This is a genomic window from Spiroplasma endosymbiont of Acasis viretata (genome assembly GCF_964031275.1).
Lineage (GTDB): Bacteria > Bacillota_I > Bacilli_A > Mycoplasmatales > VBWQ01 > Spiroplasma_E > Spiroplasma_E ixodetis_A.
In genome coordinates this window covers 1,275,758-1,292,235 of record NZ_OZ035019.1, presented here as the reverse complement: position 1 = coordinate 1,292,235, position 16,478 = coordinate 1,275,758, and the positions used below count along the sequence as shown (strand labels likewise).

General features: G+C 30.6%; 28 protein-coding genes and 3 pseudogenes. 30 read left to right on the top strand and 1 reads right to left on the bottom strand.

What is annotated here, in order from left to right; genetic code table 4:
• Window positions 1–160 precede the first annotated feature (160 nt).
• The 29 genes and pseudogenes from rpsJ to rplQ all read left to right on the top strand — a co-directional run.
• Window positions 161–463: pseudogene (gene rpsJ / locus AAHM96_RS07210) on the top strand (30S ribosomal protein S10); the annotation flags it as partial.
• A gap of 115 nt (window positions 464–578) precedes the next feature.
• Entirely contained in the window at window positions 579–1,271 is a 693-nt protein-coding gene (rplC, locus tag AAHM96_RS07205) for a 50S ribosomal protein L3 (protein WP_342273076.1), read from the top strand.
• Window positions 1,272–1,294: 23 nt separating this feature from the next.
• Window positions 1,295–1,924, top strand: a complete 630-nt coding sequence (rplD, locus tag AAHM96_RS07200; protein WP_342273075.1) for a 50S ribosomal protein L4 — start codon at window positions 1,295–1,297, stop codon at window positions 1,922–1,924.
• A gap of 1 nt (window position 1,925) precedes the next feature.
• A complete protein-coding gene (gene rplW, locus AAHM96_RS07195; protein ID WP_252319250.1) occupies window positions 1,926–2,219 on the top strand; it encodes a 50S ribosomal protein L23 in 294 nt (97 codons plus the stop codon).
• 24 nt (window positions 2,220–2,243) lie between these two features.
• Window positions 2,244–3,107: a 50S ribosomal protein L2 gene (gene rplB, locus AAHM96_RS07190; RefSeq protein WP_342273074.1), complete on the top strand. Its 864-nt coding sequence runs from the start codon at window positions 2,244–2,246 to the stop codon at window positions 3,105–3,107.
• Window positions 3,108–3,121: 14 nt separating this feature from the next.
• On the top strand, window positions 3,122–3,394 hold the full coding sequence (rpsS, locus tag AAHM96_RS07185; protein WP_174480930.1) for a 30S ribosomal protein S19: 273 nt from the start codon (window positions 3,122–3,124) through the stop codon (window positions 3,392–3,394).
• 12 nt (window positions 3,395–3,406) lie between these two features.
• Entirely contained in the window at window positions 3,407–3,739 is a 333-nt protein-coding gene (gene rplV / locus AAHM96_RS07180) for a 50S ribosomal protein L22 (protein ID WP_342273073.1), read from the top strand.
• A gap of 16 nt (window positions 3,740–3,755) precedes the next feature.
• A complete protein-coding gene (rpsC, locus tag AAHM96_RS07175) occupies window positions 3,756–4,499 on the top strand; it encodes a 30S ribosomal protein S3 (protein WP_281748519.1) in 744 nt (247 codons plus the stop codon).
• A 1-nt stretch (window position 4,500) separates the two neighbouring features.
• Complete coding sequence (gene rplP, locus AAHM96_RS07170; protein ID WP_281748520.1) at window positions 4,501–4,986, top strand: 50S ribosomal protein L16; 486 nt, start codon at window positions 4,501–4,503, stop codon at window positions 4,984–4,986.
• Entirely contained in the window at window positions 4,967–5,461 is a 495-nt protein-coding gene (gene rpmC, locus AAHM96_RS07165) for a 50S ribosomal protein L29 (RefSeq protein WP_281748521.1), read from the top strand. Before rplP ends, rpmC begins: the two co-directional genes overlap by 20 nt.
• Window positions 5,461–5,739: a 30S ribosomal protein S17 gene (gene rpsQ, locus AAHM96_RS07160; protein ID WP_252319243.1), complete on the top strand. Its 279-nt coding sequence runs from the start codon at window positions 5,461–5,463 to the stop codon at window positions 5,737–5,739. The genes rpmC and rpsQ overlap by 1 nt, the downstream gene beginning before the upstream one ends.
• Window positions 5,740–5,760: 21 nt before the next feature.
• On the top strand, window positions 5,761–6,129 hold the full coding sequence (gene rplN / locus AAHM96_RS07155) for a 50S ribosomal protein L14 (RefSeq protein ID WP_342273072.1): 369 nt from the start codon (window positions 5,761–5,763) through the stop codon (window positions 6,127–6,129).
• A 13-nt stretch (window positions 6,130–6,142) separates the two neighbouring features.
• On the top strand, window positions 6,143–6,490 hold the full coding sequence (gene rplX / locus AAHM96_RS07150) for a 50S ribosomal protein L24 (protein WP_338974153.1): 348 nt from the start codon (window positions 6,143–6,145) through the stop codon (window positions 6,488–6,490).
• Window positions 6,491–6,511: 21 nt separating this feature from the next.
• Entirely contained in the window at window positions 6,512–7,069 is a 558-nt protein-coding gene (gene rplE, locus AAHM96_RS07145; protein WP_174480922.1) for a 50S ribosomal protein L5, read from the top strand.
• 1 nt (window position 7,070) lies between these two features.
• Window positions 7,071–7,256: a type Z 30S ribosomal protein S14 gene (locus AAHM96_RS07140; RefSeq protein ID WP_174480921.1), complete on the top strand. Its 186-nt coding sequence runs from the start codon at window positions 7,071–7,073 to the stop codon at window positions 7,254–7,256.
• Window positions 7,257–7,269: 13 nt separating this feature from the next.
• Entirely contained in the window at window positions 7,270–7,674 is a 405-nt protein-coding gene (rpsH, locus tag AAHM96_RS07135; RefSeq protein WP_342273071.1) for a 30S ribosomal protein S8, read from the top strand.
• A 12-nt stretch (window positions 7,675–7,686) separates the two neighbouring features.
• Window positions 7,687–8,241, top strand: a complete 555-nt coding sequence (gene rplF, locus AAHM96_RS07130; RefSeq protein ID WP_342273070.1) for a 50S ribosomal protein L6 — start codon at window positions 7,687–7,689, stop codon at window positions 8,239–8,241.
• 30 nt (window positions 8,242–8,271) lie between these two features.
• A complete protein-coding gene (gene rplR, locus AAHM96_RS07125; protein WP_174480918.1) occupies window positions 8,272–8,622 on the top strand; it encodes a 50S ribosomal protein L18 in 351 nt (116 codons plus the stop codon).
• 18 nt (window positions 8,623–8,640) lie between these two features.
• Window positions 8,641–9,345 carry a 30S ribosomal protein S5 gene (gene rpsE, locus AAHM96_RS07120; protein ID WP_339041726.1) on the top strand — a complete coding sequence of 235 codons (705 nt, stop codon included), beginning with the start codon at window positions 8,641–8,643 and terminating at the stop codon, window positions 9,343–9,345.
• 9 nt (window positions 9,346–9,354) lie between these two features.
• Complete coding sequence (gene rplO / locus AAHM96_RS07115; protein ID WP_342273069.1) at window positions 9,355–9,798, top strand: 50S ribosomal protein L15; 444 nt, start codon at window positions 9,355–9,357, stop codon at window positions 9,796–9,798.
• Window positions 9,799–11,157 carry a preprotein translocase subunit SecY gene (secY, locus tag AAHM96_RS07110; RefSeq protein ID WP_342273068.1) on the top strand — a complete coding sequence of 453 codons (1,359 nt, stop codon included), beginning with the start codon at window positions 9,799–9,801 and terminating at the stop codon, window positions 11,155–11,157.
• Between the two features lie 9 nt (window positions 11,158–11,166).
• Window positions 11,167–11,832 carry an adenylate kinase gene (locus AAHM96_RS07105; protein WP_342273067.1) on the top strand — a complete coding sequence of 222 codons (666 nt, stop codon included), beginning with the start codon at window positions 11,167–11,169 and terminating at the stop codon, window positions 11,830–11,832.
• Window positions 11,825–12,607 (top strand): type I methionyl aminopeptidase, encoded by a 783-nt coding sequence (gene map, locus AAHM96_RS07100; protein ID WP_338975787.1) that lies wholly within the window; start codon window positions 11,825–11,827, stop codon window positions 12,605–12,607. The genes AAHM96_RS07105 and map overlap by 8 nt, the downstream gene beginning before the upstream one ends.
• Window positions 12,607–12,927 carry a translation initiation factor IF-1 gene (infA, locus tag AAHM96_RS08595; protein ID WP_348774424.1) on the top strand — a complete coding sequence of 107 codons (321 nt, stop codon included), beginning with the start codon at window positions 12,607–12,609 and terminating at the stop codon, window positions 12,925–12,927. The genes map and infA overlap by 1 nt, the downstream gene beginning before the upstream one ends.
• A 21-nt stretch (window positions 12,928–12,948) precedes the next feature.
• A complete protein-coding gene (rpmJ, locus tag AAHM96_RS07090) occupies window positions 12,949–13,062 on the top strand; it encodes a 50S ribosomal protein L36 (RefSeq protein ID WP_174480911.1) in 114 nt (37 codons plus the stop codon).
• Between the two features lie 24 nt (window positions 13,063–13,086).
• Entirely contained in the window at window positions 13,087–13,485 is a 399-nt protein-coding gene (gene rpsM / locus AAHM96_RS07085) for a 30S ribosomal protein S13 (RefSeq protein ID WP_174480910.1), read from the top strand.
• Window positions 13,486–13,502: 17 nt separating this feature from the next.
• Complete coding sequence (gene rpsK, locus AAHM96_RS07080; RefSeq protein ID WP_252319229.1) at window positions 13,503–13,895, top strand: 30S ribosomal protein S11; 393 nt, start codon at window positions 13,503–13,505, stop codon at window positions 13,893–13,895.
• A gap of 18 nt (window positions 13,896–13,913) precedes the next feature.
• The gene (locus tag AAHM96_RS07075) at window positions 13,914–14,882 is read left to right on the top strand and encodes a DNA-directed RNA polymerase subunit alpha (protein WP_342273066.1); all 969 of its coding nucleotides are present in this window, start codon (window positions 13,914–13,916) and stop codon (window positions 14,880–14,882) included.
• Window positions 14,883–14,900: 18 nt separating this feature from the next.
• Window positions 14,901–15,266 (top strand): 50S ribosomal protein L17, encoded by a 366-nt coding sequence (gene rplQ, locus AAHM96_RS07070; protein ID WP_252319218.1) that lies wholly within the window; start codon window positions 14,901–14,903, stop codon window positions 15,264–15,266.
• A gap of 183 nt (window positions 15,267–15,449) precedes the next feature.
• Here rplQ and AAHM96_RS07065 read toward each other — a convergent pair.
• A pseudogene (locus AAHM96_RS07065) lies at window positions 15,450–15,902 on the bottom strand (transposase); the annotation flags it as partial.
• A gap of 64 nt (window positions 15,903–15,966) precedes the next feature.
• Here AAHM96_RS07065 and AAHM96_RS07060 point away from each other — a divergent pair.
• A pseudogene (locus AAHM96_RS07060) lies at window positions 15,967–16,458 on the top strand (transposase); the annotation flags it as partial.
• Window positions 16,459–16,478: the final 20 nt, after the last annotated feature.

The following is a 16,478-nucleotide window of genomic DNA, read 5'->3' as shown; positions in this document are numbered from 1 at the left end:
TTGTATTTTGCTATTCCCTTTTACCATTACACTATGTTATACTTACAAGGCGTGGTTGTTATGTATAAATGCTGATACACTGATATCAGTTGTCATTATATCACATGTTTTGTTCTTTATTTTATTAAAAATCGTTCTAAGGAGGATATAGCCAATGGCAATCATAGGAGACAAAGTAAAAATTCGTTTAGAAAGTTATGATCACTCAGCTATTGACCAAATAGCACAGAAAATTAAAGATGTGTTAAAAAAAGAAGGTGCTGAAGTGGTAGGTCCAATTCCATTACCAACTCATAAAGAAATTTTCACTATTCTTCGTTCACCGCATAAACATAAAGATTCACGTGAACAATTTGAAAAGAGAACTCACAAAAGAATTATTGGTGCTCAATTATCACCAAAATCTTTAAATGCTCTAAGTGGACTTACTATCCCTAATAGTGTTAGTATCTCTTTGATAATCGAATCTAAAGATGAAAAAAAATCAACTTTAAATCAAGTATCAAAAAAGATTAATAAAAAAAATTATTAAAATCGATAAATATTAATTATTTATAAGATATTCCAAGGAGGAAATTATGAAAGGAATCTTAGGTAAGAAACTAGGAATGTCACAAGTTTTCTTAAACAACGGACAACTAGTTCCAGTAACAATTATCGAAGTACAACCAAATGTAGTAAGTCAAGTTAAAACAAATGTAAAAGACAAATATAGTAGTTTACAACTTGCAACGTTCGATCTTCGTGTTACTTTATCAAACAAACCAACAATCGGACACTTTAAAAAAGCCGACAGTCAACCTAAGCGCTTCGTGAAAGAAATTCGTAACATGAACGGATTTAATCATAAAGATCTTATTAATGTTGCTGACGTATTCACAGCAGGTGAATTCGTTGATGTTCAAGGAACTTCTAAAGGTAAAGGATTTACAGGACGCATTAAACGTCATAATCAATCACGTGGTCCAATGGGTCATGGATCAGGTTTACATCGTCAAATGGGTTCAACAGGTTCTATTAATGCTAACCGTGTGTTTAAATCACAACCAATGCCAGGGCAAATGGGAAATGTTAAATGTAGTGTTGCTAACTTAGAAGTTATTAAAGTAGATAAAGAAAATAATTATCTTTTAGTAAAAGGTTCAGTTCCAGGACCAAAACAAGGCTTTCTTGTTATTAAACAAGCAGTTAAAAAACCAATTCTCAAAACCCCAGTATCATTAGTTGTTAGAAATCAAAATACTACAACCGAAGTTACTGATGGTCAATAAAGTTAATTATGGAGGATAGCAAAATGAAAATTAATGTTGTTAACAACGCTGGAACAAAAGTTAGCGAATTAACTTTAAACGAAAAAATTTGAGGAATTGAACCCCACAAGCAAGCGCAGTTTGATAGTTTATTAAGTTATAATGCTACAAAACGTCAAGGAACACACGCTGTTAAAAGTCGTGCTGAAGTTGCTGGCGGTGGTAGAAAACCATGAAAACAAAAAGGAACAGGTAATGCGCGTCAAGGCTCAATTCGTTCACCACAATGAAAAGGTGGGGGGATTGTTTTTGGACCAAATACTGATCATAATTATTTAATTGGATTACCAAAAAAAGTAAGAAGATTGGCAATAAAATCAGCATTGGCTGCCAAATTCCAAAATAAAAACATAGTTGTAATTGATGAATTAAACTTTGAAAAACCTTCAACTAAAATTATGTTAGAAACTTTAAAAGTTTTAGAATTAGCAAACAATAAAACACTAATTGTTTCAGGAATAAGCAATAAAGAAACAGTTATTAAATCAGGTCGCAATTTACCTAGAACAACAACAATCGCTGCTAATAGTATTAATATTTACGATTTATTAAATGCTAAAAAAGTATTGTTTACTACTGAGGCAATTAAAATCGTTGAGGAGGCTTTAATTTAATATGCATTTAAGTGAAGTTATAGTAAAACCAGTATTAACTGAGAAAACTTATAAACAAATGGCTGAAGGTATCTATACATTTACTGTTAACCGTAAAGCTAATAAAAGTCACGTTAAAAAAGCCTTTGAACAGATTTTCGAAGTTAAAGTAGCAGACGTTAATATTATTAATAGTAAACCAAAAACTAAAACTGTTGGTAGATTTGTTGGAAAAACATCGGCAGTAAAAAAAGCTCTTATTAAATTAGCTCCTGGTGAACAATTAAGTTTGTTTAGTTCTGAAGAACAAAGCTAATGAGATTGGAAGGAGAAAAAAACAATGGCAATTAGAAAAATTAATCCCACTACTGCAGGAAGACGTAATATGACCGTTCTGGATTACAAACAGAACTTAACTATTGGTAATAGCCCTGAAAAATCTTTATTAGTAAATTTAGTTAAACAAGCTGGTAGAAATAATCAAGGTAAAATTACAGTAAGGCATCAAGGTAATGGTCATAAGGTTAAATACCGTATTATTGATTTTAAACGTAACAAAGACAATGTAGTTGGAACAGTTAAAACAATTGAATATGATCCAAATCGTAATGCTAACATTTGTCTTATTTCTTATCTTGATGGTGAAAAGCGTTATATCTTAGCACCAAAAGGAATCAAAGTAGGAGATAAGTTATTAAGTTGTGAAAACACTGATACTGTTAAAATTGATATTACTGTTGGTAACTGTTTACCATTATCACAGATTCCACAAGGAACAGTTGTTCATAATGTTGAATTAAAACCAGGTAAAGGTGGACAAATGGCACGAAGTGCTGGTGGTAGTGTTCAAATTCTTGGTCGTGATGAAACAGCTAAGTATACATTATTAAAATTAACATCAGGTGAAGTTAGAAAAGTATTAAGTAATTGTCGAGCTACAATTGGTACAGTTGGAAATGATGATCATAACTTAGTAAATATTGGTAAAGCAGGAAGAAATCGTTGAAAAGGAATTAGACCTACTGTTCGTGGTAGTGTTATGAACCCAAATGATCACCCACATGGTGGAGGAGAAGGTAAAGCCCCAATCGGAAGAAAAGCTCCAGTAACACCATGAGGTAAAAAAGCATTAGGTTTAAAAACTCGTGATAGTAAAAAAGCATCAAATAAATTAATTGTACGAAGAAGAAATGCAACAAAGTAGGAGGAAAGTAATATATGTCAAGATCTTTAAAAAAAGGACCCTTTGCTGATAGTCATTTATTAAACAAAGTGGAAACTCAAAATAAAAATAAATCAAAAAAAATTATTCAAACTTGATCTCGTCGTTCAACAATTTTCCCACAATTTGTTGGACATACATTCGGTGTACATAATGGCAAAACACATTTACCTGTATATGTAACAGAAGATATGGTTGGTCATAAATTAGGAGAATTCGCACCCACACGTAAGTTTGGTGGTCACGGTTCTGACAAGAAAAAGCGTTAGGAGATAGAAATTATGGAAGCAAAAGCTCATTTAGATAAATTACGCATTAGTGCAAGAAAAGTGCGTTTAGTAGCCGATTTAGTTCGTGATAATGCTGTTGCCAAAGCTCTAGTAATTCTAGCTCATGAAAAAAAACGCGCAGCACAGCCAATTATAAAATTAATTAATTCAGCAGTTGCTAATGCTGCTAATAACTATGGAATGGAAGCCAACAAATTACGTATTAAGGAAATATTTGTAAATGAAGGTCCAACTATGAAAAGATTTATGCCCCGTGCTCATGGTAGAGCATATCAAATCTTAAAAAGAACAAGCAAAATCACTATCGTGGTTAGCGATAATTAGGAGGTAAATAAGTAATATGGGTCACAAAGTTAGTCCAAATGGATTAAGATATGGTATCAATAAAGATTGACAATCACGTTGATATGCAACTAGTAATGAAGATTTAGCAAAATGAATTTTAGAAGATCACAAAATTAGAAAAGCACTATTTGCGCATTTAAAAACTTCTGGTGTTTCTAAAATTGAAATCGAAAGAACTAAATCACAAATTACCTTATTTATCCACTGTGTTCGTGTTGGTTCAGTTTTAGGGCAAGGCGGTTCAAACATTGAAGTATTAACAACATTAATTCGTAAAACAATTAAAAATCGTAAAATAGGTATTAGAATTAATGTTGTTGAAATTAAAAATCCTGATATTGATGCGCAAACAATTGCTAATACATTAGCACAACAAATAAGCAATCGTATGTCACATCGTACAACACAAAAATTAGCAATTCGTAAAGCACTTCGTGCTGGAGCAAAGGGAATTAAAACTCGTGTTTCAGGAAGACTTGGTGAAGCGGATATGGCACGTGTTGAAGGTTATTCAGAAAGTAGTGTTCCTCTAGCAACATTACGTAGTAATATTGATTATGCTACTGCTGAGGCAAAAACAACTTTTGGTCAAATTGGTATTAAAGTTTGAGTATATAAAGGTGAAATTTTATCAGGAACTGACTCAACTCAACCTGAAATTATTTCAAAATATAATCAAAGAAATAATAACAATCGCCGAAATAATTACCCACAACAACCACGTAAGGAGGTAAAGTAAGATGGCTATACCTAAGAGATATAAACACTCTTGCGTCCACCGTTTAAGTTATGAAGGAACTGCAAAAGGTTGTAAAACAGTTGCTTTTGGAACTTACGGACTTCGTGCTGAAGAAGGTTCTTACATTACTGAAAGACAAATTGAAGCAGCCAGAGTAGCAATGACACGTTACATGAAACGTGGTGGAAAAGTTTGAATTAGAATCTTTCCACATTTACCAATTACTAGAAAACCAGCGGAAGTACGTATGGGTTCAGGAAAAGGTTCAATTGATCATTGAGTCTCAGTAGTAAAAGCAAAAACAGTTATGTTTGAAGTATCATATCCTAATGAAGCAACAGCACGTGAAGCATTGCGTCTTGCAATGCATAAGTTGCCAATCAAATGTAAAATTGTTACTAGAGAAATAAAACCAACAGAAGAAGTAAAGGTTGCTAAAAATTTAACAACAGAATTGGGTGAAGCAAATGGAAATGCAAGTAATTAAAAATAAATCAACTTTAGAATTACAACAAGACGAAGAAACTCTTCGTGCACAATTGTTTGCTTTACGAATTCAAAGTTCGTTAGGTAAACTAGAAACTCCGCATATGATAAATAATCTTCGTAAGGATATTGCTCGTATTAAAACTGAATTAACTATCAGAATTAATAATGGTGAAAAAATCAAACCATTACATATTAATAAAATGGTATTACCAGAAGAAAATAAAGAAAGCAAAAAAACTAAAAAAGTTGCTAAAGTTGATGATAAAAAAGATATTAAAGTTAAAACAATAACTAAATCAGAAGTTATTAAAGAATCAGATAAAATTGCTAAAAAAGAAGTTACTGAAAAAACAACTAAAGCAAAATCATCAAACAAAGAAGTTAAAAAAGTTACTGCTACTAAAGTAGAAAAACCATCTAAAAAACCTACAGTTAAGAAAACTGTAACACCAGCTAAGGAGGACAAAGAATAATGACAAATATTATTCCAAACAAACAACGTAAAACTTTTGTTGGAATTGTAAGTTCTGACAAAAATGATAAAACAATTACTGTTGTTGTTGAAACTTCAAAACGACATCCAATGTACCATAAAAGTTTTAAGTCAACTAAAAAGTATCATGCCCATGATGAAACTAACCAAGCTAAAATTGGTGACAAGGTTGAAATCATTTCAACTCGTCCACTTTCAGCTCTAAAACGCTTCCGTTTGTTAAAGATTATTGAATCTAAAACAAATAAAAAAGCTTAATTAACCAGGAGGATAAGAAAGATGTTACAAAATCTATCGTGAGCCAATGTGGCTGATAACACTGGTATTAAAGAAGTTATGGTTATTAGAGTTTTGGGTGGTAGTACTAAAAAATTTGCTAAAATTGGTGATATTGTTGTTTGTTCAGCAAAATCAGTAACACCTAATAGTGCAATGAAAAAAGGACAAGTTGTTAAAGCAGTTCTCGTACGTAGTAAATTTGGTGTAAAACGTAATGATGGTTCTTGTGTAAAATTTGATGATAATGCAGTAGTAATTATTAAAGAAGATAAAACGCCACGTGGTACTAGAGTATTTGGTGTCTTGGCTCGTGAAGTTAAAGAGCGTGGTTATAATAAAATTGCTTCTTTAGCAGAAGAAATTGTTTAGGAGGATGAAATAAATGGCAAGCAAAAAGAAACCAGTTATTAGTCTTGATACTAAATTAAAAAGAGGCGACCAAATTAAAATCATTGCAGGAAAGCATAAAGGTCATACCGGACCAATTATCCAAGTACTTCGTGAAAAAAATCGTGTTATTATTGAAGGTATTACTGCTAAGAAAAATAAAAAACCTACTCAAAATGATCAAGAAGGTGGAATTGTGGAAGTAAAAACTAGTGTTCACATTTCTAATGTAATGATCCTTGATGGTAAAAAAGATAAAAAAGTAACAAAAATTGGGTACAAAATTGATAAAGATGGCAAAAAAGTTCGTATTGCACGAAGATCTGAAACAGAATTACGATAATAAAGGAGTAACAGCATAAAAATGAATCGTTTACAAGAAAAATATAATAAAACTATTATTCCCCAATTGCAAAAAGAATTAAATTTTACATCAATAATGCAAGTACCCAAAATTGAAAAAGTTGTTATTAATATTGGTGTTGGAGATGCAAGTAGTAATCCAAAAGCCATTGATAAATCAGTATCTGAATTATCAAAAATTACTGGTCAAAAACCAATTATCACTAAAGCGAAAAAATCAATTGCCGGCTTTAAATTAAGAGCGGGAATGCCAATTGGTTGTAAAGTTACATTACGTGGCGAAAAAATGTATGATTTCCTTGATAAATTTATCTCAATTTCTTTACCAAGAATTCGTGATTTTCAAGGTTTATCAGTTAAAGCATTTGATCAAAATGGTAATTACACTGTTGGTATTAAAGAACAAATTATTTTTCCTGAAATTAATTATGAAGAAGTAGATAAAGTTCGTGGTATGGAAATCTCAATTATTACCACAACATCAAATAATGCAACAGCATTATTGTTATTAAAAAAAATAGGATTACCGTTTAAAAAACAAGGAAAGCAGGTGGCATAAGATGGCAAAAACTTCATTAAAAGTAAGACAAGCCCGTAAATCAAAGTTTAGTACGCAAGCATATACACGCTGTCAAAAGTGTGGCCGTCCTCATGCGGTTATTCGTAAATTTATGTTATGCCGTATTTGTTTTCGCGGTTTAGTATACCAAGGACAAATTCCTGGTATTAGAAAAGCATCATGATAGGAGGTATATAATTATGATGACAGATCCAATAAGTAATATTTTAACAGTTATTCGTAATGCTATTAGCGCTGCGGATAGCAGTAAACATCGAGTAGTTAGTGTACCTTCTTCAAAACAACTAGTTAAGATAGCCGATATCTTGCAAAAAAATGGTTATATTGAAAAATATCGTGTTACTAAAGAAAATCCTAGCAAACCTAAATTAGAACTTTTATTAGTTCATACTGGTAAAAGTCCAATTCTTGGTTTAAAAAGAATATCTAAACCAGGATTAAGAATGTATGCAAAATGTGAAGACTTACCAACTGTGTTAAATGGTTATGGAATTGCAATCATTTCTACATCAAAAGGTATTATGACAAATAAACAAGCAAAAAAACTTGGTCTTGGTGGCGAAGTTCTTGCTTATATATGATAAGGAGGAAACTATATGTCACGTATTGGTAACCGTATCCTTACCATTCCAGTAAATACTTCAATAACGCTAGATGCAAGTAACTTGTTAACTGTTACAGGAGCAAAAGGTTCTTTAAAAAAACTATTACCAAATGTTATTAAAATTAACGTTGATGAAGAGAAAAAAACAATTACTACAACAAGACCTGATGATAACAAAAAAAATAAACAACTTCACGGAACAACTAATTCATTAATTAATGGAATGTTAGTTGGTGTATCAACAGGTTTCATGAAAGAATTAGAAATAAATGGTGTTGGATATCGTGCTGCTGTCCAAGCTAATATCTTAAATTTAACATTAGGATATTCTCATCCTATTAAGTTTGAAATTCCGCAAGGAATTACCATTCTTGCTCCTAAACCAACAGTATTACAAATTAGTGGTATTGATAAACAATTAATTGGAGAAGTTGCAGCCAAAATTCGTAAATTCCGTAAACCAGAACCATATAAAGGTAAAGGAATTAAATATAAAAATGAACACATTCGTCGTAAGGAAGGAAAAGCTGCTGGTAAAGGTAAATAATCTTATACTGGCACTTAAGGAGAATAGAAAATGATTAATAAACAACAAGCTCGTAAAGTTCGTCATTATCGTATTCGTAGTAAAATTATGGGTACTAGTGAAAGACCACGCTTAAATATCTTTAAATCTAATAATAGTTTTTATGCTCAAATTATTGACGATACTGCTTCAAATACAATTATTGGTGTATCAACATTAACATTTAAAGATTTAGCATCAAAAAGCAATATAGATGCTGCTACTAAACTTGGAGAAACAATTGCTAATTTAGCTATTAAGAAAAAAATTAAAAAAGTGGTTTTTGATCGTGGTGGATATTTATATCATGGTAAAGTGAAAGCATTCGCAGAAGCAGCGCGTAGTGCTGGATTAGAATTCTAAAAAAGGAGAATTAAAAGTATGAGTTTAGAAAATAAAAAAACAATTATTGATGATAAAGAAAATACTGAAGTTCAAAAATCAGTAGCAAAACCTTCTGTTAAAGCAGAAGTAAAAAATCCTACTGGTAATGAAAATAAAATTAGACATACTAATTCATCACAACCAAGAAATAGCCACGATAAAAAAGAAAATAAAGTTCGTGAACCACGTAAAAATTTTGAACGTAAACCAAAAACTCCAAGTGAATTTATTGAAAAAGTGATTTGAATCAGAAAAATTAACAAAGTAACAACTGGGGGAAGAAGATTGCGTTTCTCTGCTGCTGTTGCTATTGGTAATGGTAAAGGAGTAGTTGGTTTTGGTATATCTAAAGCCAATGAAGTTCCTGATGCAATTAAAAAGGCAATTGAAGCTGCTCACAAAAATTTAACAACAATTACGATAACTAAAAACAGTAATTCTATTGTTCATGAAGTTAAAGGTAAATATTGTGGAAGTGAAATTTTATTAAAACCAGCTAAAGAAGGAATCGGAATTAAAGCTGGTGGATCTGCTCGTGATATTTTAGAATTAGCTGGTATTCATAATATTTATTCAAAAGCATTTAGATCTAGAAATAAAATTAATTTAGCTAGAGCAACAATTGCAGGTCTTGGCAATGTTAAACCAGCAGAATATTTTATAAAAAATAAAAATCTTACTACTAAGCGTAGTAATGGTTAGAGGTGGATTATGGAAACAACATTACATAACTTAAAACTAACACCAGGTTCTCGTAAAGACATTAAACGTTTAGGTAGAGGAACTTCATCTGGAAAAGGTAAAACGGCTGGTAAAGGGACAAAAGGACAAAATGCCCGTACCGGTGGTGGAACAAGACCCGGATTTGAAGGAGGACAAACACCACTATATCGTCGTATTTCAAAACGAGGGTTTACTAACTTTACTACAACCAATTATAGTATTATTAACTTAGAACAAATTGATTTAATTAAAGAGCATGAAATAACACCTGAACTTTTATTTCAATTAAAATTGATTAGAAGTAAAAAAGATGGTATTAAAGTTCTTGGTAAAGGTAAATTAACAACACCAAAAACAATTAAAGCTCATAAATTTTCAAAATCAGCAATTACTGCTATTGAACAAGCCGGAGGAAAAGCGCAGGTGATCTAAGTGTTCACAACAACCCGTGAATTAATAAAAAAGTATAAAGAAGTTATAATTAGAATTTTATTTACCATTTTTATTTTATTTATCTTTCGTGTTGGAGCATTTATTACAGTTCCAGGAGTAACTTTGAATGAAGATTTAAGTAGCAGTAATAGTAGTGGTATTGAATTCTTTAATTTAATTTCAATGTTAGGTGGTGGTGCTATTAGCAGATTTTCTGTTTTTGCACTTGGAGTGTCACCTTACATTACTGCATCAATTATTGTGCAGTTATTATCAACTGATGTTGTCCCTACTTTAACAAGATGAGCTAAATCAGGAGAAAAAGGTAAGAAAAAATTAGAGTTAATGAATCGAGTATTAACTGTCCCCTTTGCTATTATGCAAGGTTTTGCCACAATCTTTGGTTTACAATCTCAACATATTATTAGTGTTGATTGAAGTTCGGGATCGGGAGCAGCTGGACCAGAAGTTTTCTATTATGTATTGATTCCAGCTATTTTACTAGCAGGGACAATGTTATCATTATGAATGGCTGATCAGATTACTAATCGTGGTATTGGTAATGGAATTTCACTAATTATTTTTGGTGGAATTGCTGCTAATTTACCATTTAACTTAGCTTCAACTTTTAAGTATTGAGTAGGACCAGATACTAATAATGGTGTTATTTTTCAAGGGGCTTTAAAATTTGCTCTTTATTTTGCAGCCTTCCTACTGATTATTCTTGTTGTTGTATTCTTTAGTGAATCAGAGCGACACTTACCAATTCAACAAACTGGTAGTGGTTTAACTTTAAAGGGTGATAAAAGTTCTTATTTACCTTTAAAAGTTAACTCAGCTGGAGTAATTCCTGTTATTTTTTCTTCGGCACTAATTACTGCTCCAATGACAGTGGCGCAAATTGTTGATCAAAATAGTGGTTTTGCTAATTTTGCTAGAAATTATTTATCTTTACAGTCGTGGCCGGGAATTAGTATTTTTGCTATAATGACGATTATGTTTACCTTTTTATATGCACAAGTGCAAATTAATCCCGAACAAATGGCTAAGAATTTTCAAAAATCAGGAACTTATATTCCTGGCGTTCAGCCAGGGAAGGAAACAGAAATTTATATTAAAAGAATGTTAAATCGTTTAAGTACAATTGGTTCCTTTTTCTTAACTGCTGTTGCAGTAACCCCATTTTTAATTTCTAAATTTACTAATCTACCTTCTTCATTAGCAGTTGGTGGAACTGGATTAATAATTATGGTTGGAGTAGCACTAGATACAACAAAACAAATTAAGGGACGAATTACTCAACATTCATTCTTAAATTATAAGGAAAACAAAGATGTTAAAGAACACTTATGGTCTTAGGGGGTAACGATGAATTTAATTATTTTAGGTCCACCAGGATCAGGGAAAGGGACACAGTCACAGTTTCTGAAAGAACAATATAATTTAATGCATTTATCAACTGGTGATTTGTTTCGTGATGAAATCACAAAACAATCACCAGTAGGTAAAAAAGCTCAAACTTATGTTAATAAGGGTCAATATGTTCCTGATGAGATTACAAACGAGATTATTAGTAATACTTTAAAAGATATTAAACATAATTTTATTCTTGATGGTTATCCAAGAACAATTTCACAAGTAACATCATTAGATAAAGTATTAACAAGTTTGAATGAAACGCTTTCAATGGTATTGTATCTAGATATTAATGAAGAAACAGTTATTAAACGTTTGTCTTCAAGAGTTACTTGTCCTCAATGTAAAACAATTTATAATATTAATTTCCTACCACCAAAGATTACTGGTATTTGTGATAATGATGGGGTAAAATTAATTAAACGAATTGATGATAGTGATGAAAAGACAATTATCAATCGTTTAAAAACTTACAAAGTAGCAACGGCACCATTGGTAGATTCTTATCAAGAACGTGGACTGTTAAGAACGGTGGATGCCAACGAAGATAATAGTGATATTAAAAAACAAATTAAATCATATTTATCATCATTAAAAGGAAATAAAAATAATGGTTAGCATTAAAAGTCAAAGTGAAATTCAAAATATCAAAGCCGCTAGTCAAGTTGTAGCACTTATTCATAAAGAGTTAGCAAAGATAATAAAAGTTGGAATAACTGGTAAAATGCTTGATAAAGTGGCAGCACAAATTATTAAAGAAAATAATGCTATACCTTCTTTTTTAAATTATCATGGTTTTCCTGCCACGATTTGTGTTTCAGTTAATGAACAATTAATTCACGGCATTCCTAATGATAAACCTTTTAAAATGAATGATATTGTGAAAATTGATGCTGGTGCTGCTGTTAATGGTTATCATGCAGATGCTGCCTTTACAATGTGTGTTGGTGGTAAACCAACACCAGAACAAGCAAAACTTATTAATGTGACTAAAGAGTCATTAAATAAAGCAATAGCAATTATTGCACCAGGAGTTAGAATTGGTGATATTAGTAACACCATTCAAACTTATGTAGAAAGCGAAGGCTTTTATTTACCAACATCATATACTGGGCATGGTATTGGTAAAAAACTCCACGAAGACCCAGCTATTCCTAATGTTGGTAAGCCCAACACCGGAATAAAATTGCAGTCAGGAATGACAATTTGTATTGAACCAATGGTTCAAACAACAACTGATAAAATTCTGGTTTTAAGTGATAAGTGAACAGTAGTTGCTGCTGATAAACAACAAACTGCTCACTTTGAACACACTATCCTAGTAACTAATGATGGATGTGAAGTACTAACAATACTTAATGAAAATCAAAAAAATAATGAGGAATGTAATTAATGGCTAAACCAAAACAAGTAGTTAAACCCAAAGTTCAAAAAGTAAAAAAAACTAATGATAGTACTATTGAATGTGAAGGTATAGTAATAGAAGTCTTACCTAATGCTAGATTTAAAGTAAAGTTGAATGAATATGACTTTACTCCTATTGTAAGACCATCGGGTCGTATGCAAACACATAAAATTAAAATTATCAAAGGTGATCATGTAAAAGTTGAATTATCAACTTATAATTTAACTGAAGGACGAATTACTTTTCGTAACAGAATGGCTACTACACATTTACCGATAAATAAAGATGATGAAAACAAAGAAAACTAATAGTTTAACAGGAGGAAAATGATGAAAGTACAAGCATCAGTTAAAAAAATTTGTGACAAATGTCAACCAATCAAACGTAAAAAACGTAATGTAATCATTTGTGAAAATCCTAAACATAAGCAACGTCAAGGATAGAAATATTAAGGAGGAAAAATAAATATGACATCAAATACTAACAATGCAAGTCGAAGAATTGCTCAAGTAAATATTCCTGGTAATCAACATACAGTAATTGGTTTAACAAGAATTTATGGAATTGGTCGCAGCAAATCTTCAGAAATATTAAAAGAACTAAAAATTGAAGAAACTAAAAAAATTAATGAATTAACAGAAAAAGAATTAAGTTCAATTAGTCAATTAATTGAAAAGAAATATAAAACTGAAGGTGAACTAAGACGTGAAGTGTCTTTAAACATTAAAAGATTAATGGAAATTGGATGTTATCGTGGTATTCGTCATCGTAAAGGATTACCAGCCAGAGGACAATCAACAAAAACTAATGCAAGAACTTGCAAGGGACCACGTAAAACGGTTGCTAACAAGAAAAAAGCAAGTTAATTAGGAGGAAAAAAATAATGAATATAAAAACAACAGTAAAGAAAAAAATTAAAGTTAATCCTAATTTTATTAAAGCAAAAGCATTTATTAAAGCAAGTTTTAATAATACTATTGTTACTATTACTGATCTTAATGGTAATGTTATTGCTTGATCAAGTGCTGGAGCAGTAGGTTTCAAAGGAACTCGTAAATCAACTCCTCACTCAGCACAGTTAGCAGCTGAAGCTGCAGGTAAAACTGCTATGGAACACGGAGTTAAAATTTTAAGTGTTTTTGTTAATGGAACAGGACCAGGAAGAGAACCATCAATTCGTAGTTTACAAGCAGTAGGTTTTGAAATCAAAGATTTAAATGATGTGACACCAATCCCTCATAATGGTTGTCGTCCACCAAAAAAACCAAGAAAATAAAGTAGGTGAAAATAAAACATGGAACAACAATTTTTAAAACCAAAATTTAGTTTAAACAGTGAAAATAGTGCTATTAATTACAGTGAATTTATTGTGAGTCAATTAGAACGTGGTTATGGAATAACTTTAGCTAATGCCTTAAGAAGAACATTATTATCTTCAGTACCAGGTATTTCTGTATATGCAATTAGAATAAGTGGTGTATCTCATGAATTTACTGCAGTTAAAGGTGTAATTGAAAATGTTTCTGAAATAATTTTAAATGTTAAGGACTTAGTTTTAGCCTTTGATGGTGATATTCAAAAGGACGAAAAAATTGCTAATTTAAAAATTAGTATTATTGGTGAACAAGATATTACTGCTGGAGATATTAGTTGTCCAACTGATGTTAGAGTAGTTAATCCAGAATTAATTATTGCTCGAACAACTTCAAGAAATGTTCTTTTTGAAATGGAATTAATGGTAAAGAAATCTCGTGGTTATTCTTCATTTGAGGAAAATAAAAAAGAAATTGCTAATAGTTCAGGCATTATTGCTATTGATTCAAACTTTTCACCCGTTGAAAAAGTTGATTATAAAATTGAACCTGTAACTAAAACATTAAAAGGTATTGAATATGAAAAATTAATTCTTGGTGTACAAACTAATGGTTCAGTTAAAGCAGCATCAGCTATTGCAATGGCAGCTAAAATTTTAATGAGTCATATTGAATTTTTTGTTAATTTAGATGATAATGTTAAAAACTTTGAAGTTATTTCAATTACTAATGAGCAAGAAAATAATGATTTAAACAAAGCCTTAGAAGAATTGAATTTAACTGTTCGTTCATACAATTGTTTAAAACGTGATGGTTATAAAACTTTGGGTGATATTGTAAGTAAAAGTTTAGATGAAATTAAACAAATTAAACATTTAGGTTCAAAATCAATTAAAGAAATTGAAGATTGTGTATCAAAACATAATTTAGAGTTTTCTATTAAAAACTAAGAAGGAGGATAAGAAAAAATGTCATATATTAACGATATCGGAAGAAATAGTGCTAAAGTAGATGCTGAAATCCGTAATTTAGCAAGTGAATTAATTGTTCATGGAAAATTAGTTTTGTTAGAAAAAAGAGCAAAAAGATTACAAACATTTATTGAACCTTTAGTAACATTAGCTAAACGTGGTGATTTGCATTCAAGAAGAATGGCAATTGCTAAATTACGTAAAATTACAACTAAAGAGCATCCAAAGGATGGTGTTATTCCAACATTATTTGGCAATATTGCTGAAAGATATAAAGACCGTAAAGGTGGATATACAAAGTTAATTAAAGTAGATAATAGAACTGGTGATAATGCGCCAATGGTATTAATTACTTTTGTTTAATTAAAAATATTAAAGCAAGAAAATTTTGGAAAGAGTAAAGCATTTTTATGTTTTCTCTTTTTTATATGGTTGACAATTTTAAGAGGCTTTTTAATAATCTGTGTATCTTTGTTTTACAAAGTACTAGTTTAGATTAATTCTAGAGGCTTTTATGTAATCTGTGTATCTTTGTTTTACAAAGTACTAGTTTAGATTAATTCTATCTTCAAATTTTATCATAAAATGAGCAATTGCTGTATTTCAATTTTGAATGGGCATTGTTCATTTTTTTGTTATATTTTCAATTGCTAAGTAAAATATTTTGAAAACTGCCATATCATTTGGAAAAACTTTTTTATTTCTGATGACTTTTCGTAATTGACTATTTACAGATTCAATAGCATTTGTAGTATAAATCACTCTTTTGATTTCTACTGGATAACTAATAAAAACCATTAAATTATCTCAATTTTTATATCAAGATTTAGCAATTTGAGGATATTGTTTATTTCATTTACTTTCAAAGGATTCTAAAGCCTGCATTGCTTGTTCTTCACTACATGCAGTATAAATTGGTTTTAAATCTGCAACTAGAGATTTTCTATGCTTATATGAGACATATTTCAAGGTAATGTTTAGTAATCTGTGTAACTTACAAAAATAACTATGTTTAATTAATTCTAGTAAATATAATTAAATGACTAGAAAGAGTGAGTTACAGATGGCTAAAAAGCAAAATATTAATAATAATGATCCAATATCAAAAGCAGTAGATTTATTATTAGAAAATACTGAAGATTTAACAACAGTTTTTAAAGAGAAAGGATTGTATAAAGAATTAACAAAAAGATTAGTAGAAAAAATGTTGAATTCTGAGATGCAAAATTATTTAGGATATGAAAAAAATCAACATAGTAATAGTGACAATGCTCGTAATGGTATAAGTTCAAAAAAATTAATAACTCAACAAGGTAAAATTGAGATTGATGTACCACGAGATCGCAATAGTAATTTTAATCCTGTAATAGTTGCAAAAAGACAAAGAAGATTTGATGGTTTTGATCAACAAGTTCTTTCTTTATATGCAAAAGGAATGACATTATCAGATATTAGAATGCAATTACAAGAGTTATATCATGGTGCTGATATTAGTGAAAGTGTTATTAGCCAAATTACTGATGATGTTATTGATGATGTTAAAGCATGGCAAAATGGTGGTTGGCCCTTAATTAC